General features: G+C 61.2%; 19 protein-coding genes and 2 pseudogenes. 10 read left to right on the top strand and 11 right to left on the bottom strand.

Annotated elements, in window-relative coordinates:
• Positions 1 to 211 precede the first annotated feature (211 nt).
• A complete protein-coding gene (gene ltrA / locus CFE428DRAFT_RS15895; RefSeq protein ID WP_006980614.1) occupies positions 212 to 1459 on the top strand; it encodes a group II intron reverse transcriptase/maturase in 1248 nt (415 codons plus the stop codon).
• A 102-nt stretch (positions 1460 to 1561) separates the two neighbouring features.
• Here ltrA and CFE428DRAFT_RS15890 read toward each other — a convergent pair whose 3' ends face one another.
• Positions 1562 to 2212 carry a transposase gene (locus CFE428DRAFT_RS15890; RefSeq protein WP_006980613.1) on the bottom strand — a complete coding sequence of 217 codons (651 nt, stop codon included), beginning with the start codon at positions 2210 to 2212 and terminating at the stop codon, positions 1562 to 1564.
• 372 nt (positions 2213 to 2584) lie between these two features.
• Here CFE428DRAFT_RS15890 and CFE428DRAFT_RS15885 point away from each other — a divergent pair, with 372 nt between their 5' ends.
• The 4 genes and pseudogenes from CFE428DRAFT_RS15885 (at position 2585) to dxs (ending at position 8160) form a co-directional block, all read left to right on the top strand.
• Positions 2585 to 3970 (top strand): sigma-54-dependent transcriptional regulator, encoded by a 1386-nt coding sequence (locus CFE428DRAFT_RS15885; protein WP_006980612.1) that lies wholly within the window; start codon positions 2585 to 2587, stop codon positions 3968 to 3970.
• The gene (locus CFE428DRAFT_RS15880) at positions 3967 to 5898 is read left to right on the top strand and encodes an ArnT family glycosyltransferase (protein WP_006980611.1); all 1932 of its coding nucleotides are present in this window, start codon (positions 3967 to 3969) and stop codon (positions 5896 to 5898) included. Before CFE428DRAFT_RS15885 ends, CFE428DRAFT_RS15880 begins: the two co-directional genes overlap by 4 nt.
• A 41-nt stretch (positions 5899 to 5939) precedes the next feature.
• Entirely contained in the window at positions 5940 to 6230 is a 291-nt protein-coding gene (gene xseB, locus CFE428DRAFT_RS15875) for an exodeoxyribonuclease VII small subunit (protein WP_006980610.1), read from the top strand.
• 3 nt (positions 6231 to 6233) lie between these two features.
• Positions 6234 to 8160, top strand: a pseudogene (gene dxs / locus CFE428DRAFT_RS41150) (1-deoxy-D-xylulose-5-phosphate synthase).
• A gap of 227 nt (positions 8161 to 8387) precedes the next feature.
• Here the strand turns inward: dxs and CFE428DRAFT_RS39850 are convergent.
• The 9 genes and pseudogenes from CFE428DRAFT_RS39850 to CFE428DRAFT_RS15840 all read right to left on the bottom strand — a co-directional run bounded on the left by CFE428DRAFT_RS39850 (position 8388) and on the right by CFE428DRAFT_RS15840 (position 19549).
• Complete coding sequence (locus tag CFE428DRAFT_RS39850; RefSeq protein ID WP_006980607.1) at positions 8388 to 8513, bottom strand: hypothetical protein; 126 nt, start codon at positions 8511 to 8513, stop codon at positions 8388 to 8390.
• A gap of 33 nt (positions 8514 to 8546) precedes the next feature.
• Positions 8547 to 8909: a DUF1585 domain-containing protein gene (locus CFE428DRAFT_RS33800; protein WP_006980606.1), complete on the bottom strand. Its 363-nt coding sequence runs from the start codon at positions 8907 to 8909 to the stop codon at positions 8547 to 8549.
• A pseudogene (locus CFE428DRAFT_RS35760) lies at positions 8824 to 9481 on the bottom strand (DUF1588 domain-containing protein). Before CFE428DRAFT_RS35760 ends, CFE428DRAFT_RS33800 begins: the two are co-directional and overlap by 86 nt.
• Positions 9471 to 11138: a DUF1587 domain-containing protein gene (locus CFE428DRAFT_RS33790; protein ID WP_006980604.1), complete on the bottom strand. Its 1668-nt coding sequence runs from the start codon at positions 11136 to 11138 to the stop codon at positions 9471 to 9473. The pseudogene CFE428DRAFT_RS35760 and the gene CFE428DRAFT_RS33790 overlap by 11 nt, the downstream one beginning before the upstream one ends.
• Positions 11135 to 12265 carry a DUF1552 domain-containing protein gene (locus tag CFE428DRAFT_RS15860; RefSeq protein ID WP_006980603.1) on the bottom strand — a complete coding sequence of 377 codons (1131 nt, stop codon included), beginning with the start codon at positions 12263 to 12265 and terminating at the stop codon, positions 11135 to 11137. Before CFE428DRAFT_RS15860 ends, CFE428DRAFT_RS33790 begins: the two co-directional genes overlap by 4 nt.
• Positions 12266 to 12517: 252 nt before the next feature.
• Positions 12518 to 13774 (bottom strand): dienelactone hydrolase family protein, encoded by a 1257-nt coding sequence (locus CFE428DRAFT_RS15855; protein WP_006980602.1) that lies wholly within the window; start codon positions 13772 to 13774, stop codon positions 12518 to 12520.
• Positions 13771 to 14388 carry a hypothetical protein gene (locus CFE428DRAFT_RS15850; RefSeq protein ID WP_157447538.1) on the bottom strand — a complete coding sequence of 206 codons (618 nt, stop codon included), beginning with the start codon at positions 14386 to 14388 and terminating at the stop codon, positions 13771 to 13773. Before CFE428DRAFT_RS15850 ends, CFE428DRAFT_RS15855 begins: the two co-directional genes overlap by 4 nt.
• Positions 14389 to 14395: 7 nt before the next feature.
• Positions 14396 to 14908: an exosortase/archaeosortase family protein gene (locus CFE428DRAFT_RS15845; protein ID WP_006980600.1), complete on the bottom strand. Its 513-nt coding sequence runs from the start codon at positions 14906 to 14908 to the stop codon at positions 14396 to 14398.
• A 111-nt stretch (positions 14909 to 15019) separates the two neighbouring features.
• Positions 15020 to 19549, bottom strand: a complete 4530-nt coding sequence (locus tag CFE428DRAFT_RS15840) for a VPAMP-CTERM sorting domain-containing protein (RefSeq protein ID WP_083805187.1) — start codon at positions 19547 to 19549, stop codon at positions 15020 to 15022.
• Between the two features lie 426 nt (positions 19550 to 19975).
• Between CFE428DRAFT_RS15840 and CFE428DRAFT_RS15835 the strand changes: the two genes are divergently transcribed.
• Genes CFE428DRAFT_RS15835 through CFE428DRAFT_RS15815 form a run of 5 tightly spaced genes read left to right on the top strand, consistent with a single transcriptional unit; the run spans position 19976 to position 24687 of the window.
• Complete coding sequence (locus CFE428DRAFT_RS15835; protein WP_006980598.1) at positions 19976 to 21022, top strand: MFS transporter; 1047 nt, start codon at positions 19976 to 19978, stop codon at positions 21020 to 21022.
• Positions 21023 to 21027: 5 nt separating this feature from the next.
• A complete protein-coding gene (locus CFE428DRAFT_RS15830; protein ID WP_006980597.1) occupies positions 21028 to 23244 on the top strand; it encodes a molybdopterin oxidoreductase family protein in 2217 nt (738 codons plus the stop codon).
• Between the two features lie 14 nt (positions 23245 to 23258).
• Entirely contained in the window at positions 23259 to 23828 is a 570-nt protein-coding gene (locus CFE428DRAFT_RS15825; RefSeq protein WP_006980596.1) for a 4Fe-4S dicluster domain-containing protein, read from the top strand.
• 5 nt (positions 23829 to 23833) lie between these two features.
• Entirely contained in the window at positions 23834 to 24346 is a 513-nt protein-coding gene (locus CFE428DRAFT_RS15820) for a Rieske (2Fe-2S) protein (protein ID WP_006980595.1), read from the top strand.
• The gene (locus CFE428DRAFT_RS15815) at positions 24343 to 24687 is read left to right on the top strand and encodes a DUF6755 family protein (protein ID WP_006980594.1); all 345 of its coding nucleotides are present in this window, start codon (positions 24343 to 24345) and stop codon (positions 24685 to 24687) included. The genes CFE428DRAFT_RS15820 and CFE428DRAFT_RS15815 overlap by 4 nt, the downstream gene beginning before the upstream one ends.
• 120 nt (positions 24688 to 24807) lie before the next feature.
• Here CFE428DRAFT_RS15815 and CFE428DRAFT_RS15810 read toward each other — a convergent pair whose 3' ends face one another.
• Positions 24808 to 25860, bottom strand: a complete 1053-nt coding sequence (locus CFE428DRAFT_RS15810; RefSeq protein WP_006980593.1) for a tellurite resistance/C4-dicarboxylate transporter family protein — start codon at positions 25858 to 25860, stop codon at positions 24808 to 24810.
• Positions 25861 to 25866: the final 6 nt, after the last annotated feature.

Here is a 25866-nt window from a genome sequence, read left to right as displayed (position 1 = left end):
GCGAAAGTCGGGAGGAGCGAAGGGCGGAAGCACCAACGAACATGGCTCAACCAGGAGCCAACCAGCGAGGCGAGAGACCTCTGGAACGCGCGGCGTGGCAACTGCGGCCAACTACTGCGGACGGGCACGGCGCGGCAGAACCGGTGGAGCCGGGGCGGGCGGCGTCGGGCGGGGTCGAGTCGAGCTGGTTGAGCGCCGGCGACAGAAAGCCATGATCGAGCAACTGATGGAGGAAGCCGTGAGCCCGGAAAATTGGCACACGGCATGGAAAGCAGTGGTGAGCAACGGCGGTGCGCCCGGCATTGACGGGATGCGCTGCAGCGAGCTCGTGGAACACCTGCAACGCCACGGGGAGGCCATTCGGGCCAAACTGCTGGCGGGTCGGTATACTCCGAGTCCGGTCCTCCGGACGAAGATCCCCAAGCCTGGAGGCGGAGAACGCGATCTGGGCATCCCCACGGTGCTGGATCGTTTCGTGCAGCAACTGCTTTTGCAAGTGCTCACGCCGATCTACGAGCCGCGCTTTAGTGCGCGCAGCTATGGGTTTCGACCCGGACGCAGCACGCACGACGCGGTGCGGCAGGCGCAAGCCTACGTGAAGGAGGGCAAAAGCTACGTGATCGATCTGGACATCGAAAAGTTCTTCGACCGGGTCAACCACAACCTTTTGATGCACCGGCTGCGGGAGACGGTCAGCGACGTGAGAGTCAGAACCCTGATCGGTCGGTATCTGAAGGCCGGGGTGATGGTCAACGGAGTGGTGCAGGACAACGAGGAAGGCACGCCGCAAGGCGGGCCGCTCTCGCCCCTGCTGGCGAACATCTACCTCGACCCATTGGATTGGGAACTGGAAGGGCGCGGCCTGGCCTATGTGCGCTATGCGGACGACTGCAACATCTATGTGAGCAGTGCCGCCGCCGCGCAACGGGTCCTCTCCAGCCTCATCGGCTGGATCGAAAAGAAGCTGCGCTTGAAGGTCAACCAGACCAAGAGCGGAACGGGACCGACCACAGGACGCCGGTTGCTGGGGTTCAGCATCAACGCCCAAGGGGTGATTGAAATCGCCCAAAAGAGCCTGACCCACTTGCAAGAGAAGGTGCGTGCCTTTTGGCGGCCCCAGCGACATCGCGGCAACGAGGAGATGCGGGAAGAGTGGAACCAATATGTGCGCGGCTGGTGCAGCCACTTTGCTCTGGCGGAAGAAGTCCGCTGGGTGAAGCGGGCGGATGGATGGATCCGCCGCCACATTCGCAAATACTACTGGCAGCGGTGGCACTGCGCCCAGGGACGACTCCATGCGTTCCAGCGCCTGGGTATCTCCCGCCACCACTGGGTCAGCGCCCGCAGTAGTCGGGGGGCATGGCGCATGGCGGGCAGTCCCGCCCTGCAAGCAGCCATCAGCGTGGCTAGTCTGCGTCGTTACGGATACCTCATGCCATCAGTCCTGCTGGCGCGTTAAAACGCCACGGTGAAACCGCCGGATGCGGAAAACCGCACGTCCGGTGGTGTGGGAGCCCTGACGGGTGCAAATCCCCTCAGGGCGACCCGATCCAGGTCGCCGCTAGCCTTCCGTGCCGAGGAGCATTCGAACCGCTTTGCTTTCGTAATGCAAATATTCGCAGGATGGGAGACTCGCTACGACCGGATTCGTCCGGATGTAGTTCGCGCAATTGAAGAAATGTCGGGCGCTCCGGACCATTCGGTCGCGATAGTCCTTTTGCCACAGGGGACCTATTCGATCCAGGTGACCATTGATTGCCCGGGAGGTGAAGCTCTTCCAGCTTTGGATGATAGCTGGCATCTTTGCCTCACCTCGCACTGAGAAGAGCGCATGCACATGATTCGGCATCACGACCCACGCATGCTGGGCATAGCGGACGCCATCGAAGTGGCAAAGGGCGTCACCGACGATCCGCGCCAAAGGCGGCTGACGCAAAAGACACTCACCGTGACCGGCATCGAGCCAGTGCTCCATGGTAATCGAAAATCGTTCGCGGTATTCGCGTTCCTGTTTGGGGGACCAAGGTTCGGGATTCCATCGTATCCATGCTTCACGTTCTTGCTCCCACTGGCGCAAGAGCTCGGCTGGGACGGAATCTGCGAGCCGGAAAGTGACGAAATAGGTGGCCTCGTTCTGCTGCCAGTGAGGAAGGCGATTGGTGTGCTGCGCGACCTCGGCGTGCGGATCCATGAAACGCGGCTCGACCTCCATAAGTGGCGAAAACTAGCTGAGCGCCTGGCGAACAGGCAAGCCTGGGAGGGGCGACTTTCTAGAAAAGACCCTGCGTCGCGGAGCGACGTCCCAAAGATGGCGCTCCGCGCGTTTGTTTTCGGTCGGCGACCTGGAGATCGCCGCTCCCAGGGTTTTTCTCTGCGCGACGATTTTTGCCACTGCGTCTGCGTATTGTTGCTTACTAGAGCGGGAAGCTTTTGATACCTCGTGAGGTCTGTGCCGAAATCGCCCCGGTGAGGCCTCTCAGTGGACCTTGGGACGTTTTTTCCCAGAAATGTCACGGGGATGTCGCAGTAGGAGCCTTGCCAAGGTGGGCGCGCGCCGCTACATCTCGCCGCTCTCCGCCCACCCGTGAATCCCACCATCCTCATTGTCGACGACGAAAAGCATACCCGGGAAGGGCTGCGCGCGTCCCTGGAAGATAGCTTTGAGGTGTATATCGCGGCTGATATTGGCGGGGCGATGAGCGTGCTGGAACGCGAGCACGTGGACCTCATGCTCACCGACCTGCGTCTGGCAGGCGAGGACGGTATGGCGCTGGTCGAGAAGGCGCTGGGCATGCCCAATCCGCCCGTCGTCATCATGATGACGGCCTACGGTTCGGTGGATGCCGCGGTGGAGGCGATGAAACGCGGAGCGTACGATTTCATCACCAAGCCGTTGAACATCGACCGACTGGAGATCCTCATCCAGCGCGCCCTGCGGAGCAGCAAGGTGGAAAAGGAGGTGATGGAGCTGAAGCAGCAGGTCGACCGGAAGTTCGGCCTGGAAAACCTCATCGGCGAATCGCTGCCGATGCACGAGATTTTCGATACCATCCGGCAGGTGGCGCCGACGCGGGCCACGGTGCTCATCCAGGGAGAGAGCGGCACGGGCAAGGAACTGGTGGCCCATGCCCTGCATGCCCTCAGTGGCCGTCCGAAGCAGAAATTCGTCGCCGTGCACTGTGCGGTCTTCAATGCGCAACTGCTGGAGAGCGAACTCTTTGGCCACGAACGCGGCGCCTTTACCGGCGCCACGGAGCGCCGCATCGGCCGTTTCGAGCAGGCGAATGGCGGGACCATCTTCCTCGACGAGATCGGCGAGATCGATGCGGCGACGCAGGTGAAACTGTTGCGGGTGCTCGGTGAGGAGCGCACCTTCGAGCGGGTGGGCGGGAATACGCCGATCAAAGTCGACGTGCGCGTGGTGGCCGCGACCAACAAGGACCTGGCCAAGCTGGTCTCGGAGGGCAAATTCCGCGAGGATTTGTTCTTCCGCCTGAGCGTGGTCAAGATCACCACGCCGCCGCTGCGCCAGCGCAAGGAAGACATCCCGTTGCTGGTCAGCGCTTTCCTCAAGCAGTTCTCCCACGAAAACGGGAAGCCGGTGCCCGAGGTGACGCCCGAGGCGATGGAGGCGCTGTTGCGCTACGATTGGCCGGGCAATGTCCGCAAGCTGCGCAACGTGATCGAGAACTGCGTGGTCATGACCTCCGGTCCGAAGATCGGCCTGCGCAATATCCCGGCGGAAGTCCGGGAGGCGAGCGATGGTGGCGGCGCGCTGTCGTCGACGAAATTCATTCCCACGAAAGGCAACCTCTACAACATCAAGCAAACCGAGTACAAGCTCATCCTCCAGGCGCTCGAGGAGACCGGCGGGAACGTCACTCAAGCAGCCAGGAAGCTCGGGATCAGCCGTCGCACCCTGCATCGCAAGATCAATGAGCTGAAAGGCCAGGAACAAGCCGATTCATGAATTCCGTTTTAGACTCTGTCCTTTCACCGATCATTGCCGCGTCCCCCGTGGGGCTGGTGGTTGGGTTCCTCGTCGTTGGCGCGGCCTTCGTCGGCATCTACTTCCTCGTGCAGTACGCCCGGGTGAACGAAACCAGCGTCCAGCAGATGGTCCACACGCTGGAGCAGGGAGGCTGGGTGCGCCGGGTCAAGGTCGTCCTGCTCCTCGCGGCCATCGCCTTCATGGTCTACCTGTGGTTCTTCCGGGAATACGCCGGCTTCAAGGGGCTGCCGCATGAAAAGGCGATCGAGCAGGCGGAAATCGCCCGGGAGATTTCCCGCGGCCACGGATTCAGCACGAAGTTGATCCGGCCGGCGGCGCTCTGGCAATTCGAGCGTGAGACGGGGCGTTTCCCCATCGAGCGGATTCCGGATACCTACCACGCGCCGCTCAATCCCTACATCAACGCGCTCGTTTTCAAGGTCATGGACTGGGCGAATAACGGGGTGAAATCGCTGGCCAACAAAGCCGAGTATTTCGACCGCTATACTTTCGAGGACGTGATGACGACGAAGCAGCTCGTCTACACCTACGACCGCATCATTGCCTTTACGCAGTTGATGTTCTTCCTGCTCGCGGTGCTCATCAATTACTTCACCGCCAAGCGGTTGTTCGATGAGCGTCTCGCGGTCTTCAGTGTGTGGTTGATGCTGCTCTGCGAGCGCTTTTGGGATTACGCGATGTCCGGCCTGCCGCAGATGCTCATGCTGCTGCTCTTTAGCGCCGCGGCGCATGCCATGGTGCGGGCGATTGAAGCGAAGGTGGCGGGACGCAGTCCATTGCCGTGGTTGATCGGGGTAGGGGCGTTGTTTGGCCTGTTGGCGCTGGCGCATGGGTTGACCATCTGGCTCTTCGCCGGCGCGCTGTTTTTCTCGGTCTTCTACTTCCGCCCCCGGGGACGCGATGCGGCGATCATGCTGGGCGTGTTCGTCCTCTTCTATGGGCCGTGGATGATTCGCAACCAAATCGTGTGCGGCAACCCGGTGGGGCTCGGCTGGTACTCGGGGTTGGATCAGGTTCGCGGGTCGGAGTCGGAGATCATGCGTTCCATGGAGATGCCGTTGACGGGCCTTTCGCCGACCGTATTCCGGGCCAAGGTTCAGAATCAGATCATCCTGCAGATGAACAACATCTTCGAATTGCTCGGCAAATCGCTGCTCGCACCGGTGTTTTTCGTGGGGTTGTTGCATCTCTTCAAGCGGCCGGAGACCTCCGTCTTCCGTTGGTTCATCCTCTCCATGTGGGTGTCGGGCGTTTTTGGCATGGCCGTCTTTGGCATGCCGGAAACCGCCACCCAGGTGAAGGCGAATGACCTGCACATTCTCTTCGTCCCGTTGATGGTCTTTTACGGGTTGGCGCTGGTGCTGGTGATGTGGACCCGGCTCGATATCAACATCCGCCTGCTGCGCCTGGCCTTTCTCACGCTGATCTTCGTAATCTCGGCGTTCCCTTTCCTCAATCAGCTCACCATCTTCTTCGGCGCGCGCACGATGCCCGTGTGGTGGCCTCCGTATTATCCCGGCTCGATCTCAGTCCTCTCGAAGTGGACCCGGGAGAACGAAATCATCGCCTCCGATATGCCTTGGGCGGTGGCCTGGTATGCCGACCGGCAAAGTCTCTGGCTGCCGATGACGGTGCACGACTTTCTTGACTTGAACGATTACAACCAGCTCCAGGGCCGTATCGTGGGCCTGTATCTCACACCGGTGACCGGCGACAAGGCCTTCATCTCGGACATCATGAGAGGGGAATACAAGGAGTGGTCTGCTTTCATCACGCGTAGCGTCAATACCAAGGATTTCCCTCTGAAAGCCGTGACCCCCATGGCGGTTGACGGCGAGAGCATCTACTACAGTGATCGGAAACGTTGGGAGAACAACGAAGAGTGATTGAGCCCCAAGCCTTTCTGAGCTTAGAGTTCACGCCCCACATGCCCAACAAGACACCCGCTCCCAAATCCGAGGAAACCTTCGAGAGCGCGATGACGCGCCTGGAGCAGATCGTCGAGCTCATGGAGTCCGACAAGCTGCCGCTCGAGGAATTGCTCACCCGGTACGAGGAAGGGGTGACCCTGGTGAAAGTCTGCGAACAGAAACTCTCGGCGGTCGAGAAACGCATCGAAATCATCACCCGCAATGCCGCGGGTGAGCCGCAGATCGAGGAGTTCGAACCCGAAAAAAAACCAGCCGCCAAGCTGCGCGACGACGTAAGCCTTTTTTAGATCATGACCAAGCCGATCCTTTCGACGATCCATTCTCCTGCGGACATCAAAGCCCTGCCGGAGAAAGACCTGCCGCAGCTCGCCCAAGAGGTGCGCGATGAACTCATCCGCGTGCTTTCGGATGAAAACCCGACTTCCGTGGGTGGCCACCTCGGCCCGAACCTCGGCGTCGTCGAGTTGACCATTGCCATGCACCGCGTCTTCGACACGCCGAAGGACAAATTCATCTTCGACGTGAGCCATCAGGGCTATGTGCACAAGCTTTTCACGGGGCGGCGTGAGCGTTTCGAAACCATGCGGCAGTACGAGGGGCTCAACGGCTTCCTGCTGCGCACCGAGAGCGAGCACGACTGCTACGGCGCGGGTCACGCCGGCACGGCGCTGAGCGCAGCGCTCGGCATGGCGGTGGGACGCGACCTCCGCGGGTCCGATGAAAATATCGTCTGCGTCGCCGGAGATGCGGCTTTCACCTGCGGGGTGAGCTACGAGGCGCTGAACAACGTGGCCCACAGCACGAAGCGCTTCATCGTGGTGCTGAATGACAACGAGTGGTCGATCGCCAAGAACGTGGGTGCCATCGCGCATTACTTCAACAAGATCGCCACGCACCCGACCTACGCCCATCTGCACGAGAAGGCGGCGCATTTCGTGGAAATGCTCGGCGGCAAGTTTGCCAAGGATTTCGCCGCCAAGATCGAGGCGGGCGTGAAGAACCTGCTCGCGCCGAGCGTGATGTTCGAGGACCTCGGGCTGCGTTACTACGGCCCGATCGATGGGCATGATATTGCGCTGCTCACCCGGACCTTCGAGTTCCTGAAGACCCAGAACGAGCCGGTGCTGCTGCACATCCTCACGCAAAAGGGCAAGGGCTACGCGCCCGCGCTGGAGCAGCCGGACAAGTTCCATGGGCTCGGCAAATTCGAGCCGAAGACGGGCAAGACGGCTCCCACCAGCACGCCGACCTACAGCGAGCTGTTTGGCAAGACGCTGGCCAAGTTTGCCGACACGAATAACAAGATCGTGGCCATCACCGGCGCGATGCCCACGGGCACGGGCCTGGTGCATTTTGCCAAGGCGCATCCGAACAAGTATTTCGACGTGGGTATTGCCGAGGAGCACGCGGCCCTGTTTGCCTGCGGTCTCGCGGTGGAAGGCTTCAAGCCGTTCCTGGCGATCTATTCGACGTTCATGCAGCGCGCCTATGACATGATCATTCCTTGACATGGCGCTGCAGAACCTGAACGTGGCGCTGTGCATGGATCGCGGCGGCCTGAGCGGTGACGACGGTCCCACGCATCATGGTCTTTTCGATATCGCTTATCTCCGCGGCGTGCCCGGGATCGTGCATATGTCGCCGAAGGATGAGGACGAGTTTGTCGACATGCTCTGGACAATGGCGCACTACAATGGTGGCCCGATCGCCATTCGCTATCCGCGCGGTGCCGGCACGGGCGCGCAGCCGAAGCCGCAGCCCAAGTTGCTCGAGATCGGCAAGGCGGAAGTCATCAAGCATGGCGAAAACCAGCCGGCGCGCGTCGCGCTGTTTGGCCTCGGCCAGATGTGCGCCATGGCGGAACAGACCGCGGCGTTGTTGGAAGCGCAGGGGATCAGCGCGGCGGTGATCAATCCGCGTTGGATCAAGCCGCTGGATACCGGCACGCTGGAGTTCTTCGCGCGCAGCGCGGAGGTCATCTGCACCTTCGAAGATCACGTGTTGCACAACGGCTTCGGCTGCGGCGTGATCGAGCATCTGAGCGACGCCGGCATCAAGACGCCGGTCGTGCGCATCGGTTGGCCCGACCAATTCATCGAGCACGGCGCTGTGGATATTCTGCGCAAGAAGCACGGCCTCACGCCCGAAGCCGCCGTGGAGAAGATCCTGCCGCTGCTCAAGACGAAGAAGTCGGCCACGGCCAAGAGCGTGGCGTAGGCCGGCTTTGCGAATGGGAGGGCGTGAACCTCTTCTTCGCGGTGTCATCCTGAGCGGAGCGCTCGTGGGCCAGTGGGGAGCGCGCAGTCGAAGGACCCGGTGGAACAACCAGCGAGAATCTCTGGTAAAGCGACGGGGTTCTTCGACTGCGTGCCCCGCCACCTTCGCCCACCCGGGGCACTCCGCTCAGAATGACCGCGGGGAGGGAGTCGCGCTCGACCCACACTTCACGGCTTCCGCAGGTGATCATCCGCCCCGGAGGCGCGATAGTGATTCATGATCTGCTCCGGAGTCAGCACCGTGGTGTAGAAGGCGACTTCATCGAGGCTGCCGTCGAGGTGGTCCGGGGCCACCCCGCGCAGATAATGGCAACCGTCGCTATGAACCTATTTGTTCGTAAATAACGAGCTTTGCACCACGGCCTGCACGAGATCGTGCACGCCGTAGGACGATTTCTGCGTGGCGTCGAGAATGCGTTCCACCTCTGCGCGATCGGCGAAGGACGGGGCCGCGCCGGTGGCGTAGGTCAGGAGCTGCCCGGCCAGATTACGCGCGAGTTGGCGCTCATTGGCGAGGAGCAGTCGCTCGAGTGCATCGATGTTCGCGAAGGCGCGTCCATCCGGCAGCTGGCCGCTGGGATCGACCGCCGGCCCGAGCTTGAAACTAATATTCCGGGCGCCCGGAGGCACCTTCGGCTTTGTCGCCTTTTTCGACGGAGCGATATCGATCACGCCATCCACCGATGACATCGTAGCTCTCCAGCGCGAGGCCGGCGGGATCGATCTTGGCGTGGCAACCCGGCACACACCGGATCCGAGCGATGCTTTTCCAGTTGCGCGCGAATGGTGGTGACACCGCTAATGTCCGGTTCTACCGCGGGGACCAGCGGCGGTGGCGGTTGCGGCGGCTGGCCGAGAATCTTGCGCATGACCCACGCACCGCGTTTCACGGGTGAGGTGGTGGTGCCATTGGCGGTGACCTTGAGTACGGCCGCCTGGGTGAGCAGGCCGCCGCGTTCGCAGCCCGCAGGCAGGGAGACCTTGCGCACTTCGCAGCCGCTCACGTCCTTGATGCCATAGAGCTCGGCCAATCGTTGGTTGAGCATGGCGAAATCCGCGTGGACGACATTGCGCACCGGGAGATTGTGGACCAGCAATTCGCGGAAGAAGGCCCGCGTCTCGGCGGGCATGGCGTCGCGCAGGATGGGGTGGAACTCCGGGTAGAGCTTCTTATCTGGACTGGTGAGGTCGAGTTCGCGCAGGTCGAGCCACTGGTCCGTGAAGTCCGTGATGAAGCGCTCCGCCTTGGGATCATTCAGCATGCGCTCGGCTTGGGCGCGCAGGGTCGCTGGATCGTGCAGTTTGCCCGCATCGGCGACGCTTCGTGAGTTCGGCATCGGGCAGGGAATCCCACAGAAAGTAAGACAGACGCGAAGCCAGAGCGTGATCTTCGAGCGGTCCGCGAGGCTCGTGGAGGAAGAGAAAGTCGGGCGAGCAGAGAGCGGCTTGATACGCATTGCGCATCGCCTCCTCGAACGTCACCTTTGCCGCGAGGCGCCCACGCACGAGGCCGACATAGCGGGCGACTTCTTCGTCACCGACCGGATGCCGGAACGCACGGGGGAGGAAATCGCGGAGCAACTTTTCCGCGTCCTGCTCGGGCGCGGACGATGTCACCGTCCAAATCGGTTGGTTCGGATAGTCGAGTTTGTAGTTTGGTAAATTGGCCGGTGCGTGTTGCCCCTGCGGGATGCGAAGCGGTGGCTTGATGTCGGATTTCTTGTCGAACTGCGTCAGTGGCAAATCGCCGAACAAGCGCTGGTGCGCCGGCGTAGGCCACGTGTCGAAGAGCGGTCCTTCCACATCGAGCCAGTCGATGGCGATGCCCGGTGTGGTGGCTTGCGCCGCCCGGCCCTTTTCTTCGCCGACGCAACGCGGCACGAGCGAGGCGCAGTTGAAGACGAGATGCTCGCCGCGATTCAGCCACACGATCATTTCATGTTCGGTCGGCTTGAGGGACGGGGCGTCGAAATAGCCGAGCACACCGCGATCCGAAGCGTTGAGCGAAGCCACTTGTGTCGTCGGTGAGGGGAGCACCTGGCCTTTGTCCCAGAGGAAACTCCAGACCGACACGCGCACGCGATAGAACCCCGCCTGAATCGGCGCGAAGCGGGCGAAATCGGCATGAAAGGCGTCGTCGTCGTGACGGAACAGACCAACACTGCCGCGGTAGGGAAAAAGCTTCTCCTGCTCGAGCTCCCGCAAGCCTTTTTCCGGCTTCCCCGCCAGCGGTTGCGGGAAGACTGACGGATCATATTGCAGATCCTTCAGGCAGACGCCATCGCCGCCCGTCAGGATGATTTTGATCATGTATTGATCGCCCGGGTAAAGCCGGTCCTGGAAGAGTGGCGGGCGCTCCGGTTGCGTGGCAATGGCCGCATCGAGGGCCTTGCTCGCCGCCTCGAGATATTTCTCGAGCTGCACATGCGAGAGGTCGAGCCCGGCGGCTACTTTGTCGTAGCCATCCGCGCGGCCATCCTCGGGCAGCATGTCGCGGACAGCGAGTCCGGGGAGGTCGAAGAGATCGCGCAACGTGTTTTCGTATTCGGTGCGATTGAGACGACGGAACGTCGAGCGCCCATTCGCAGCGCGGCGCGTCAGTTCATTCGTGATTAACGACCCGGTGACCTCCTTGAGAAAGGCGGCGCGTTCTTCCGTCGTCGGCTGGGACTTTTTCTTCGGCGGCATCTCGTCGTCGTTCACGAGATCGTGCAAACGGACCCACTTGGAAAACGTCTTTTCATCCAGCGGCGCCGCAAGGAAAGCATCTAGGTCGAGGCCGCCTTTCTTCGTGTCCGCGTCGTGACAATCGGCGCAGTGATTCTCCACGAAATCCCGCGTCGTCTTCGGGATTTCAGCGTTGGCCAGGCTGGTGGCAATCGCCAGCCCACTCAGAATTCCAGCGAGACGCGACCTCATGCCACGTCCAGGCCGCGCATCGTCCCCGTACTGCTGGCAAACTTATCGGTCTCCAACCCCATGCGTTGCAGCATCGAAACAAAGAGATTCGGCAGCGGATAGTTCTGCTTGTGGTCGAAGCCGAGATGCTGGCCGTGCTTGTAACCGCCACCGGCGATGAGCACCGGCAGGTTGTGGTTGTCGTGCGCGTTGGCGTTGCCCATGCAGGAGCCGAAAAGCACCTGGGTGCGATCGAGCAGCGTCTCGTTGTCTTCCTTCGCCGCTTTCAGGCCGGTGAGCAATTCGTCGAGCACCCGGAAGTGCGCGGCTTCGATGAGCCCGAGTTCCTGCAAGGTCTCGGGGCGGTTGCCGTGGTGGGTGATGCTGTGCGTCTCGTGCGTCACACCATCGATCTTGGGCACCATGCTGAAAGGGTTGATGAAGAGGGTGATGAGCCGGGTGCTGTCCGTCTCCAGGGCGAGCCGCAAGACGCCGAACATCTGCTGCAGGCGCTGGACGAGCAGGTCGTTTTCGGTGATGTCCTTCGGTTCGGCCATGCTGACTTTCGGCTTGGGACGATGCTCCCAGGCTTCGGCCTCGACGAGTTGTCCTTCGAGATCGCGCACGGAGGTAAAGTATTGGTCCAGTCGTTCGCGGTCGCGCGGGCCGAGATCGCGCTGCATGCGTTTCGCGCTGTCGTTGACGAAATCGAGGACGCTGCGCCCTTCGCGCAAATCGTTGACCCGCGCCTCGACTTCCTGGGGCGTGCCCTGCACGAACATGCGTCGATAGATCGCCGCCGCGCTCTTCTCGGCGGGAATCATCACGCCGCTGCGGGTGAAGGAAAGGCTGTGCCGATTTTCGCTGCCGACCAGGATGGTCAGCGAAGGAATGCGGGTCCGGGAGCCGATCTGCTCGGCGGCGAATTGGTCGAGCGAGATGGAGTTTTTGAAACCGCCCGCGCCCGGATGCGCCGCGGCGGTGAGGAAGGCGAGTTCCGCAGCGTGGCCGCCGTCGACGGCCGGATGCGAGGTGCCGGAGAAGAGGGTGAAGTCCTTGCGATGCTGCTGGATGATTTCCAGATAAGGCGAGGGCGTCCAATCGAGTCCGGTCTCCTTCGGGAAAAAGTTGTCCGCGATGAGGCCCATGTCGTCTCGATGGCCAGCATGCGGCGGGGTGCGGCGGTGGGTGCTTCCGCCGCCCGGGCGGCCGCGCCGAAAATCGGCCGCATGGCATCCAGCAGAGGGAGCGAAAGGGCGATGCCCGCGCCACGGAGGAAGGTCCGGCGGGAAAGGTTCGGTCGGGAGAAGTGGGTGGACATGGAGAGAGGCGAGGAAATTTCCTCGTCTGTCTATCACCCCAAACCGGCGCTTCTTGGTAAGAAAATGTGGCGGCAGAGCCTACTCATGGAGGCGCAGGGTGAAAAACCGGGCGATTTGCGCCTTCCATTCCGGAGTCATTTCGTGGCTGGCGTGATTGAGCATGCCCACCCGGTGGTCATAGCCGAGCAGGCGATTGACCGCGATGGTGTGGTTCAGGACCGTCCAGCGGCCTTCATCGTCAGCGCTGGTGATCGCCAGGCTGGGCAGGCGTTTCGTGCCGGCCATGACGAGCAAAGGACGCGGCGCCATGAGGGCGTGCAGGTCATTGAGATTCAGCCCGGCGTTGTAAATGGCGGCAAAGGCGCCGATGCGTGGATGATCATCGTCGCGCCGCGGCGCGGCCCGTACGGTGCCGATGAACCGGCCGAGGAACCAGGGATCTCCGTAATTCGCACTGGCCTTGCGTGGATCGATGACGATGGCTGCTTCCGACCACACCGCGCAGGCGAAACGCTCGCAAAAGCAGGAGGCGAACATCGCCCATTTGCCCGCAAAGGCGTGCCCGACCACGCCGATCTTCGTGGCGTCCACTTCGGGTTGATCGGCAAGCACATTGGCGCAAACCGCCGCGACGTAAGCGAGATACATGAGGGGCTGACATTCCACACCTTCCGTCTCGGGTTTGCGGGGATTGCCGCCGGGCGGACCGATGAGCAACGTGATGAAGCCGCGTTCCGCCAGTCCACGGGCGAGGTCGGCGGTGGCATGCACACCCTGGCCGGCGGCTTCGTCGTCCGCGGAAAGGACGAGCACGGCGCCGCAATGCTGCGCGCCCTTGGGAATGGTGAGCACCGCATGGCCGGTCTGCCGTGGCGGTAGGTCGATATCGATTCGCTTCTCGACGCTGCCATTTTCCTCGCGGGTCTCGACGATGGTATAGCGAGGTTTCGCGTCAAGTTGTGGCCACGGACCGAGGATTTCCTGCCAGCGCTGGAGAATCTCCGCGCGGCGGGCAGGCCACTTTTCCGCTTTGGTCACCGGCGTGCCATCGTAGCTGAGCAGGGAGGAGCGATAGGCGCCGAATTTGTCCTGCCATTCCTGCGGCGGTTCGAAGGCGGAGGAAATATCGATGTTAGTGAGCTTCGCCCAATCGGGAGCAGGGGGAGTTACCGGTGCCGGCGCCGGAGTTTGTGTGGTAGGAGCGGGAGTAGAGGGGGGCGTGAGAGTGGCGGTGGAGGTCGAACGGCGTTCACAGCCGCAGATACCAAGGAAGAATATCGCGGCGATGAGCGAGCCCCTCCGCCAACGGGCAAGCGGGAAATCGATACCCATCATGCCTGTTTCAACTTGCCGTGGGTTGCTTCCGCATCTGCCGGGGCAAAGAGCGACTGCCATCCACCGGAGATGACACCGCGTCCGCACAGGAGGAGCCAGAGCACGAAAGGCATCGCCAGCCCGAAATACTGGGTGAGACCGTCCTGCAGCGCCGTGGCCACGGCCTTTTCGGTCGAGGTGGCATTGACGAGCAGCAGTTCCATCGACTCCCGCCAGATGCAGATCGACAGCGTGGCGAGAATCCCGATTTGCAGCAGCACGGCGCCGATGGCGAAAAAGGACACGCGCCGTTTCCAGGGAAGGGGTGTGGCGAAGATCAGCGCGAAGAGCAAAACGATCGGGCGCATTTCGATTTGGGCGACATTGAGATCCAGATGACGCACGGGGCCGGAACCGTCGGGATTCATCAGGCCGCGGTTGATTATTTCGAGCCGGAAGTCCGCGACATGCGGCGTGCCTTCCGGAGTCGTGACGCTGACTTCGCGCGAACCACTCGAGCCGGCCAGGGTGTGGGTGACAATCGTCCGCAACGCCGCCCGCCAGGCATCGTACCAATGCGGCCACGGCAAAGCGAGGAGGGCAAACATCACGACAAACCGCAGGACGAAACGCAACAGGGGCTTATTCCGCGGCATATTCGTCTGTCTCAGTTGCGGCCGGCGTCTTGCGCGGGGTGACCCAGGCGATCCAGCCGGCCACGAAAAGCGTCGAGGCGATGATCAACAACACCGCCCAGACATCCTCGTGCGCTACCTCGAACGCGGCACGGGCATGCGCGCCGACGAGAAACAGGCTGGTGACGCGGAGCACATTGAGGACAGCGACGAAGCAGATACCGAGGAAGAAACCGCTCGCCTTGGCCCGCCACGGGGAAGGGAAGGCGATGACGGCCGCGCCGATGTAGCAGGCGAGTTCCACCGCGGAGCAGGAAGGCGCCACGGTGATGGCATACGTCGGGGAATGCAGCATGGCGCCAGTGACGGTGGTCGATTCCCCGAAGCAATGGGTCAGCCCGGCGGCGACCACGGCTACTCCGTGGAGATAAATCGGCAACACTCGATCAAACAACGGCAGCAGCGTGATGGCATGCAACGCCACCAGCACACCGATGAACTTGAGAATGAAGAGATGCACTGGCCGTCCCTCCCGCCACCACTTGCCCAGGCGTTGGCGCGGGGCGAGCGGTGAACTCTTTGCTGTTGCGGCGCGATCTTTTGCTTTTGGCGGGACGTGAGGCACGAGGAATCAGGCAACGTTTGCGGCGCCAGCTTCGCGCCGGCCCGACAATTGCCGGGCGGCAAGCATAACGAGCATGCCGCCGAGCGCAAGCCAGCCCCAACCCGGCATCGCCGGGACATCCTGAGCCTGCGTGGTGAAGGTCTGGTCCGCTCCGTAGCTCGTCACACCATTCGTCACCGTGACCGCGCGCACGTGGTAAAGTGTGCCAGCGAGCAGGCCGTTGAGCGGCGTGGTGAAGTTGACCGGCGTCGTGCCACTGCCGATATCCTGCGTAGCGGTGGTGCTGCCGTAGCTGGTGTCCGTGCCATATTGGAAATAGACCGTCGTGTCGGTGCCGCCCGGATTGTAAGTGCCGCTCGCGGTGGCGCCGTTCGCCGTCACATTGTTTGGCGCCGTGGTTACGGACGGAACGAAGTGAACCGCGGCATCGGCAAAGGGCGGAGCGGGTTCGACGTTCGGCGTGCTGTCCGTCGCCACGCTGTAGAATTCGTAATACCCCGGGCCGTTCGGATAGACGAAGTTGGCCGTGTACGGCGCCGTGGTCGCGGTCTGGAACAGCGTCCACGCTCCCCAGGTTGCATTGTCCGTCGAGAAGCGATAGAAGAATTGGACTTGGGTGAGAGCCGCCGGGGTGCCCGTGTTCGCCACGGTGACCTTCAGGAAGGGAATATTCGCACCGAATTCCTTCGCATCGAAACGGAAGCTCGTAGCTGTCGCCATGTCTTCCGTCTGGGCCTTGACAACCAGCGATACCTGCTGGTTGCCGGCGAATTTGGATTGCACGAAATTGGTCGCATCCCACGTGTAGGTCACGTTTGTGGTGCTGGCGGCGAGCGTCTGCGAATCCAGCGCGGCGCCGAAGGTCGGCTGCGTGTTCCAAGTGATGCTGGTTTCCGCCCAACTATCTGAATTCGCCGGGCAGGCGTCGGCAACGAGGGAGGTGCTGGCCGCATTGAAACAGAAGAGGTTCAGCGTCGCGCTGGTGATCGTCGATCCGGCAGGAATGCTGGAAAGATCGAAGCGCACCAAGCTGCGTTCGTCTCCGAAGCCGGTGGTGGCACTGGCGACGAACATTTGGGTGGTGTTCGTGGTGCTCGTGGGATTGAGGCTCGAGACCGTGGCATCCGCCGCCGACAGCAGGGTGTAGAAGGTCTGGTTGGCCCCCGGAGCCACCGTGGCGGTGGCCGCGAGGGTCAGGGTGGGATCCGTCTGATCCGCGGTGAGCGCATCGATGTGGGAATCCGGCGGGAAGTCGGTGACACCCTGGCTCGAGGCCAGCGCGACACTGTCCGCACGGAAGCGCAGCGAGAAGCTTTCGCTCGTCGGGATACCGGTGATGACGAGCAGGTCGCCATTGTTGCCCGGCACGTTCGGATAGGCCGCGAAACCGGTCACTTTTTGCAGGGTGATCGTCGTGCCTTCCTTGTCCACGACCGTGTTTGTGCCGGTCTTACGGGCGAAGAACTTCACGTAGTGGTTCTTGTAAGTCTGGTTATAGAAACCATTCACGCTGCTGAAGTAGGTAGGCTTCGCGAGCGAGTCGTCGTGGCCGACAATCTTGAATTCCACGCCGTCCGCCTGGATACCTTCCTGGTCGACCCACTCGGGATCGCCACCGAAGAAGCTGCCTTTGCCGAACGTCTCAATGATGTCACCCGGTTTCAACGCGCCCGTCTTGAAGCCGAGATAGCTGCGATACATCTCGATTTCGCCGAGGCGATTGGCGCGATTCACCGAGCCGTCGGGATTGACGAGATCGGTGGGCAGTTGCTTCGTGCCGAGGTGACCGAGCGTTTCACTGTTCGCGCTGAGCAGACGGATGAAGGCGTCGTCGAAGATCGTCTTGGTGTCGTTGTCGTTCATCATCATGACGACCGCACGGAAGCCGCCGGCGAATTCCGTGTTCAGGACATAGCGCGATGGGCCGGCGTTGTACGGGTTGCCCTGCGGGTATTGGCCGGTGAATTCGACCAGCGCGGTGCGGGCTAGATAGCTCGAGGTCTGTGGGCTCGGGTCGCTGAAGGGCACGCTATCGTGCAGATACATGTAGTTGCTGATCGCCACCTTGTAAGTCGTCGTGGGGCTGATCGGTTGCCCGTTGTAAGTGATCTGCGTGGGATTGCCGTCGAAGGCGGTGACTTGCCAGCCGTGCGAGAGAGCGACGTCGCAGGTATGTTGCTGGATGTAGTTGCTGATCTCCGCGCCGGTCATGTTGACGACGTAGATCGTGTCATCCGCCCACGGATAGGTCTCATAGATCTGGGTGTAAGTGACGGGGCCCGCAGGAATGTCGGAGCGCACGCCGCCGCCGGATTCGATCGAAAGATCGCACTGGCCGAAAAGCGCAGTGGCTTTCCACTGGATCGCGTCGCAAATCCAGTTGCCGGCGGTATTGTTGCCGCTCCACGGATACTCGTCGCTCGACCACCACTTCATCTTGTTGTCGAGCAGGAGATCGTCCGCGGTATAACCGATAATCTGATCCGTCGTGTAAGGCGGGTTCGTCGCGTTGAACTGATCCTTCCGGGTCTGGATGAACTGGGCGATGTCCGGATCGGGCGTGATATCCGCATTGCACAGCACATAGTTCGCGTTGCTGATGTACTTGCCCGTAGGAGAGACGCGCAATTCGCCGATGTAGTGCGTGAAGCAGTCGGCTTCGGTGAAGATTGTCTTGTAGTTCAGGATGGACGGTTGCCAGACGGTCTCCGCCCAGGTGTGCCAGTGGCCGGTGATGGCAACTTCGGGCAGCTTCGCCGCGCCGTCATCAACGAGGATGGGCGTCGAACCGCTGGTGTTCGAGGTGCAGAGATCGCTGTGACCGTCGTGGGTGAGGAGAATGACCAAATCGCAACCCTGGTTGTTGCGCAGCTCGTTGACGTAGTCCGCGAAGTGGATCTTGCCCGGAGTGCCCGACCAATCGCAGGCCTTGACATCGATCAAGTTATTGACCTCGGCCTCGGGAGAATCGGCCGACTCCGTGGTGTAACCGATGATGCCGACCTTGTGCCCGTTCACATTCACGGTTACGTAAGGCTGGAAATAGGGCGTGGTCGTTCCCTTGGCGCAGATGTTGATCGAGATGACGGGGAAGTTCGTCTGGTTCTTGAGGTTATTGATATAGGAGATATCGCGGACGTCGTGGTTGCCAACGACCATGGCATCGAGACCGCGTCCGCCGCGGCCGGGAATGGCGCGCAGCTTCGAGTCGTAGAGCTTGTAGAATTCCACCGCCGTGCCGTTGCCGTAGGAACCAGTCGGATTGCCCGGCCCGTTCCAGTCGCCGACGGGGTTGCCTTCCGAGATATCACCACCATCGAGGACGAGGGCGTCGGGTTGGTTGGTCGCCAGCGAAAACATTTTCGCTCCGAGATAGGCCACGCCGCCCACGGCCTCAAATTGCGTGGCCGGATTGGAAGAGTGCTGCGGAATAACCCACAGGTGCGGGGTGACGCGGGCATGCGTGTCGTTGGTGTGGAAGATCGTGAGATTGCCGCCGACGGTGAGGTTGAGCGAAGCGCTGCCGCTGCGGCCCAGGGTGTCCTGCACGGTGAAGGCCAGCGTCTTGCTGCCGAGAGCGGTCGTGGGAGGAACGGTCGCAGTGTAGGTGAAGGTGTTGTTGGGCCCCGCGTTGAAAGCTTGCGTCGCGGAACCACCGATCGGCGAAAGATCAGCGGTAACACTCAATCCGGGGCTCGTCGGGTTGGCGCCCGGGGTGACCTGCACGGTGAGTTGGACATTCTGTCCCGGGGCCACGCCCGTGGAGTCTGCACTGGCGACGGCGGTGGGGTTGGTCGATCCGGAGGAGGAGACGGTGCCGGATATCTCCAGGTCATTCGCCGTCGTGTTCGCTGTGTCGAAGATATACCAGGTGCCGGAGCTGGTGGTGCCGCCGAAATTGACGATGCGGAAAGTGACCGTCGTCCCCGGAGGCACAGTCTGCAGTGCGGGAATGTTCGAGAGATCGATGGCCGCCAGCGAGGCGCCCGTAGAACTCGTGCTCGTATAGCTCAGCGTCGGGCCGTCCACGAAACCGCCGCTGCCGATCTGGTATTGCAGAAGACCAGTGCTCGCACCGGAGCTGGAGCGGCGGTAGTTAAACTGCGTGATGCCGGTGATGGCGACCTGGAATCCGGAGTTGGGAGTAATCGTGAAGGTCGCAAACTTACTCGCGCCCTCCGCGGTGGGAGCATCGGCGTTGGTCCAGTCCGTGCCGCCCCAACCCCGCGCCGCGCCGGTTCCGGAGATAGACACCCCCGAACCCCGCGTGAGGCCACCGACGGTGACATTCGGGTCGTTGACTGTCGCCGCGAGAGGAGACGTGCCGAAGTTACCCGATCCACCGGGCATCCCATGCACATCCCAGCCGGCGAGAACGCCCGCGAAGGAAGCCTGGGTGAGGGCCACGATCAGCGCGATCATGGCGCAGAGTGTGCCGAGAATCTTTCGACGCTGGAGATTCCGCGAAGGAGAAGCCTGAGGGCAGGCAGAGCTGGCTGCAGTGGTGGTGATAGAGGGGATGGGCGACGTTTCCATGTGGGCAGGATGGAGTGGTGGACGACGAAGTCGTTTGCTGAGGACAAGACAGCTCTCGGCCGCGCCTGGAGAGCGCTCCGCTAAAACGATGTGACCGCCTGATTGGGAAGGAAGGCGGTCGAGCTGGAGAAAATCCGAAGCGCAAAATCGCAGTTCTCCGCCTCGCACCGCGGCAGGTCGTGCTGCGGCGACGAAGACTCAAACTCGATCTACGCGGATCGTGAATTAACTCCGACGTAGATTGGCGTCTTCTTGTGGCAAACTTATCGCGGAAACGTGAATGTTCTGTGACAAAGCGAGGCGACCCATCGTCAGCCATCTTACCCTCACCGTTCGTAGCTGTGGCCGCGACCTCGGAGACTTTTTGAACTCTTCGAAAACGCTTTGAAAAAAGGCCACCGTTATTTAAGATCGTGGGGTCACACGATGCTCAGCAGCCTGCAACGGAATGCCTACATCGCGGCCACCGCCTCTACGCTGGTGCTGGTCCTCGCTATTGTTGTGGGTTCGCGCAGGCTTCAGAATTTCGACCCAGCTCTGGTCGGGTATCTGTTCGGCACGATTTTCGCCTGTTTCGGTATTGCCTACCGCTTTGCCTGTTGGCTCCAGCGACCGCCGACCTGGCGCTTCTTCTGCCGGACGGGAGAAATCCTTTTCTCCCGCAGAGGTCCACGCTTGATCGGCATCATTTTTAGCGAGGCGATCCAGAAACTCCTCCTGCAACGGTTCATTCTCCAGCGAGGAAAACGACGCTGGATAGGACATATGACGATGGCCTGGGGCTGTCTCCTCGGCTTTGCCGTGACCATTCCACTGACCTTTGGCTGGATCGCCTTCACCCTGAAACAGGGGACCACCAGTATCTATGTCGCCAATGCTTTTGGTTTTCCGGTCCTTCAGTTCCCCCTGCATTCGTTTCTCGCGTTTCTGATCTTTCACGTCCTCGATTGGGCGTCTTTTGCCGTTATTTTCGGCGTGGGAATTCTGATGTACCGGCGCATCACCAACCCTGGCTTGATTGCCACGCAAACCTTTCGCGACGATTGGCTGCCCCTGGTGCTTTTGATGGCCATTGCCGTCACTGGCCTCGGGCTGACGCTGGATTACGAACGTCTCAAGGGAAGTGTCCATCAGTTCATGGCCATTACGCATGAACTCACCGTGATTCTCTTCCTCGTCTGGTTGCCGTTCGGTAAACTCTTCCACATCGTCCAGCGCCCGATGCAGGTGGGCGTCGATCTCTATCGTCGTCTCGGTGCCGAGGGTGAACAGGCCGTGTGTCCCCATACCGGCGAAGCTTATGCGACGGCGATGCACATTGAGGATTTGAAAACGGTCACTCGACAGTTGGGATTCGATTACACACGGGCGGATGGCTCATCGCATCTCGATCTGAGCCCGCGAGGCAAGCGGGCGGCCCTGGCTCGAGCGCATTCGAAGGCGCGCCAGGAATCCGGCGGATACTTCGGTTGACGATTATGGCCAGACCTCCTGTCTCCGAAGAAAGATTGGCGGCGGACTTTGGTCCGCATCTGAACTACGCGCCTCCGGAAGGCGTTCCCGGCCGCGAGGAACCCGATGACATCGTCGAGACGCACTGCTGCTTTTGCGGCATGCAATGCGGGATCAAACTCCTCGTGAAGGAGAACCGCGTCGTGGGATTTGAACCATGGGAAGAGTTTCCTTTCAACGAAGGCCGGCTCTGTCCCAAGGGCGTCCAACGTTATCTGCAGGACAATCATCCCGATCGTTTGACCCGGCCGATGGAGGCACGGCCCGGAGAGGGATTTGTGCCCGTCGGATGGGAGCATGCTTTGGATCGCACGGTGCAGGAGATCCGTCGCATCCAGCAGCAATATGGCAAGCAGGCTTTCGGCATGCTGTCGGGCGTCTCGCTGACGAATGAAAAGTCGTATCTCGTCGGCAAGTTCGCCCGCGTCGCCCTCCAGACGCCGAATCTCGATTACAACGGCCGGCTCTGCATGGTGAGTGCGGGTGCGGGCAATAAAAAAGCCTTCGGCATGGACCGCGCGTGCAACCCGTGGTCGGACATGACGCATGCCGAGGTCATCATGATTTGTGGCGCCAATGTCAGCGAAACTTTCCCGACGCTCACGCACTGGGTGTGGACCGGGCGTGACAACGGCGCCAAACTCATCGTGGTCGATCCCCGGTTGACTCCCATCGCTCGCACGGCGGATCTGCATCTGGCCATTCGTCCCGGTCGCGACTCCGCCCTTTATAGTGCGATCCTGCGCGAACTCATCGTCCATGATTGGCTCGACCACGATTTCATCGCTCAACACACGAGCGGTTTCGAGGCGGCCGCCGAGGCGGTGCAGGATTATACGCTGGATTGGGCCGAGACCGTGACCGGTATTCCCGCGTCGAAGATCGCCCAGGCCGCCGAATGGTGGGGCGCGGCCAAAACCAGCTTTCTCTGTCACGCTCGCGGTATTGAGCACCAGACCAAGGGCGTCGAGAACGTCTCCGCGTGCATCAATCTCGTGCTCGCCACCGGACGCATCGGCCGCCCCTATTGTGGCTACGGCACGATTACGGGGCAGGGGAATGGCCAGGGAGGACGGGAGCACGGGCATAAGACCGACCAATTGCCCGGCAATCGGGATATCGAGAATCCGGAGGATCGTCGCTTCGTCGCGGATATCTGGGGAATTCCCGAACCTGAGTTACCGCACTCCGGTTACACCGCCTACGAAATGCTCGAGGCGATCCATCGTGGCGAAATCAAGGGCCTCCTCTCGATCTGCTTCAATCCCGTCGTCTCCTTGCCCAATAACAACATGGTCCGCGAAGCGCTCGACAAACTCGAGTTCTACGCCTGCATCGATTTCTTTTTGAGTGAGACCGCGCATTACGCCGATATCGTTTTTGCCGGTTCGCTGCAGGAGGAAGAGGATGGAACGGTCACCACCGCGGAGGGGCGCGTGGTGCGCATCCGCGCCGCCGTGCGGCCGCCGGGCGAGGCGCGCCGGGACACCGCCATCCTGCTCGAACTCGCCCGCCGGCTCGGCGCCGGAGACAAGTTCGCTTACGAGACTTCCGAGGACATTTTCAACGAACTGCGTCGCGCTTCGCGGGGCAGCAGGGCCGATTACTTCGGCATCACCTATGAGAAGGTGGAGAAGAACATGGGCATATTCTGGCCCTGCCCCGATCTCGATCATCCCGGCACGCCGCGCCTCTGGGAGGATCGCCAGTTTCGTACCCCGGATAAGCGCGCGCATTTCGTGCCCGTGAAATACCACGACCCGGGCGAGGTGACCGATGACGAATTCGATGTCATTCTCACCACCGGGCGCGTCGTTTCGCAGTATCTGAGCGGCACGCAAACCCGGCGGATCGGTCGCCTGGTGGATCAATATCCGGAACCCCTCCTGGAATTACATCCCGCGTTGGCCCTGCGAAAAAAGATCGCCGACCGGGAACTGGTGCGGGTCGTCACGCGTCGCGGCAGCGCCATTTTCCCCGCGCAGATCGTGGAGACGATTCGGGAAGATACCGTGTTCATCCCGTATCATTGGCCCGGGAAGAAATCGGCCAATCAGCTCACCTCGGGGCATCTCGATCCGGTCTCGAAAATACCGGAGTTCAAAATCTCCGCCTGCCGCCTCGAACCCACCGGACAAACAGCGCCCCCGCCTTCCGAGACGCAAGCCTGGCGGGCCACCTGACGTCCCCACATCCTATGATCGCCCCACAATTCAACACCGAGATGGAGTTCTTCATGGACCCGCAGCGTTGTATCGGCTGTCACGCGTGCGAGATGGCCTGTGCGGAATGCGAGACCAACGGGCAGTTGCCCATGATTACGGTGGATTACGTGAAGCGCGCGACCAGCCCGCAGACCGTCATGCAAATCTGCATGCATTGCGAAGATCCCGCCTGCGCCAAGGTCTGTCCGGCGGATGCCATCGTCAAAGATGAATTCGGCGTCGTCATGTCCGCCAACACCTCGCGATGTGTCGGCTGCTCGAATTGCGTTCTCGCCTGTCCCTTCGGCGTTCCCAAAAAAGTCGAACTCTCCGATCTCATGATGAAGTGCAACATGTGCTACGATCGGACCAGCGTGGGTAAACGGCCGATGTGTGCCACGGTCTGTCCCAGCGGCGCATTGTGGTACGGGACGCGCGAGAAGCTGGAGCGCTTGCGGCCGAACAGCACACCCATCAATACCTTCGTCTTCGGGAAGCAGGAGGTAAAAACCAAAGTCCACTACATGATGCCGAAAGGCAGCACGAAGCTGGTCGTCGATTGAATCCTATGTCCGCATCTACCGACAAAGAATCGCCCCAGGAGTGGGAAGAGGAGTTTCCGATCGATCATGCCAATGCCGAACTGGTGAACCGGCGCGAGTTTGCCCGTCTCCTCGTCTTCCTCTCCGGTGGCATGACCGCGGGGACCGCCTGGGTCGCGTCGAAGGACCTTCTTGCGTCGCCCCGAAAACTCACCTCCGATTATCGGATCTGCGGCCTCGCTGAAGTGCCGGTGGGAGGGATGCTCGCCTTCGTGCTGCCGGCCGGCGATGTGCCTTACATTGTCATCCATCTCGCCGAAGGTGAATGGCGCGCCTACGAACAAAAGTGCACCCACCTTTCGTGTGCCGTCTATTTCAGCGCCGCGTCGGGTAAGATCGAATGTCCGTGCCATTCCGGATTCTTCGACGCCCGGACAGGCGAAGTCTTGCAGGGGCCGCCGCCTCGTCCGTTGCCGCGTCTGGCGATTGCCGTCCGTCCCGATGGCGTTTACGCCCTCGCTCAAACCACTCCGGCATGAGCGGCTTCCGTCGAGGCCAAAACCTGGCGCACCCGAGCAAGAAGAGCGTGCTCGCGCTCGCGCTCACCGCCATTTTGGGGCTGATCATTGGCCTGCAAATCTGGCTGCTCACAGCCACGCTGAACACCGCCTTGGGAGGCGATCACTCCATCGTGGTGCCATCCTTGATCGGTTCGATCGTCCTCTTCCTGATTGCGCTGATGATCTTCCGCCTGCTTCCGAAACCGTACACGTGGCGCTCCGTTCCCGATCTGCGCATTGAACAGCAAAAGATCCACACTTATCCCGGCGGGAGTGAGGTGAAGAAACGCATCATCTCCGGACCGGGTGAAAAAAGTTAAAGCGTCTGAGAGACTGTGAAAAAAGTGCCCGCGAATTACGCGCATGACACAAATGGGCGCATTTTTCGTTCGCGTCATCTGTGTGATTCGCGGGCCAAATAATCTCGCCGCCGCTTTATTTCACAGTCTCTGAGCCTTTCCGCGGATCACCGCCAGCACCCGTCGGCCGAATCCCGCAAACACGATCACCCAAGCCAGCAACGCGAAGACGAGGAAAAGTTGCGAGAGCCAGTTGATCCACGGGAAATTGATTGCTTTGGCCAGGGTGGCGGTCGCCAGCGAATACATCCCCAGCGGGAAGACCATGGACCAATAGGACGGATCGTACGAAAGCCGGACTTTTTGGACGACGTGGCGCCAGAAACCGACGATACAGAGCAGCGGCAGCCACCAGGTCGCCACCGCCCACGCCAGCATGGTCATGCCCTTGATGAAGACCCGCAGATCGGCGATGCCCGGCCATTCACTGGTCAGGAGCATGAGATTCGAGCCCGCCAGCGCCGTAATCGCCACCGCGCCCATATTGATCCAATACGGTGGTGTTAGCGATTCCGGACGCACCGGCAGGAACATCCACCGATACAGGATCATGGAAATGATCGGGAAATAGAAAAACAGCCCGACGAGAAACATGCAGACGCAAAAGAAAGGCTGGATCGGACGATGCAGGAGAATTCCGCCGTGCGCGGTGCCCAACACTCCCAGTGATTGCGAGCAAACGATCACCAACAACCAGGCACCGTTGAGCGACTCCTCCATGGGCGGCTTGGGATGCCCTAGAATGGCCACCGCGAAAAACCAATAAAGCAACGTCAGGTAGAGGATAAATGCCAGCGCCCACAACGCCTGGGGTAGATCATGCCACCCGGTAAGCACGAGGATTTGCGTTCCGATCACGCTCGTTCCGGCGATGATCGTCAACGAACCCACCCCGGTCTTGTCGTGGGAAAGATCGCTGAGCAGCGCACTGCGTGCGCAGAGGAAACGCCAGATCGTGAGGCCGAGAAAGGATGCGTAAAGAAGGGCATTGATTCCCAGTAACGTCCACGCGACCGAGTGCAGTCCCCAGGCATTCGAAGCAGTCGACACCACGCCAGTGGCCATCACCGCCGCGAAATAGGCAGGGGAGAGCGTCACGACAAAACCCGGCGCTCTTGAACCGTTTTCGCTCATGGTCGG

Source organism: Chthoniobacter flavus Ellin428 (assembly GCF_000173075.1).
Taxonomy (GTDB): domain Bacteria; phylum Verrucomicrobiota; class Verrucomicrobiia; order Chthoniobacterales; family Chthoniobacteraceae; genus Chthoniobacter; species Chthoniobacter flavus.
The sequence above is the reverse complement of the archived record's forward strand: the minus strand, read 5'-3'. Positions and strand labels throughout refer to the sequence as shown.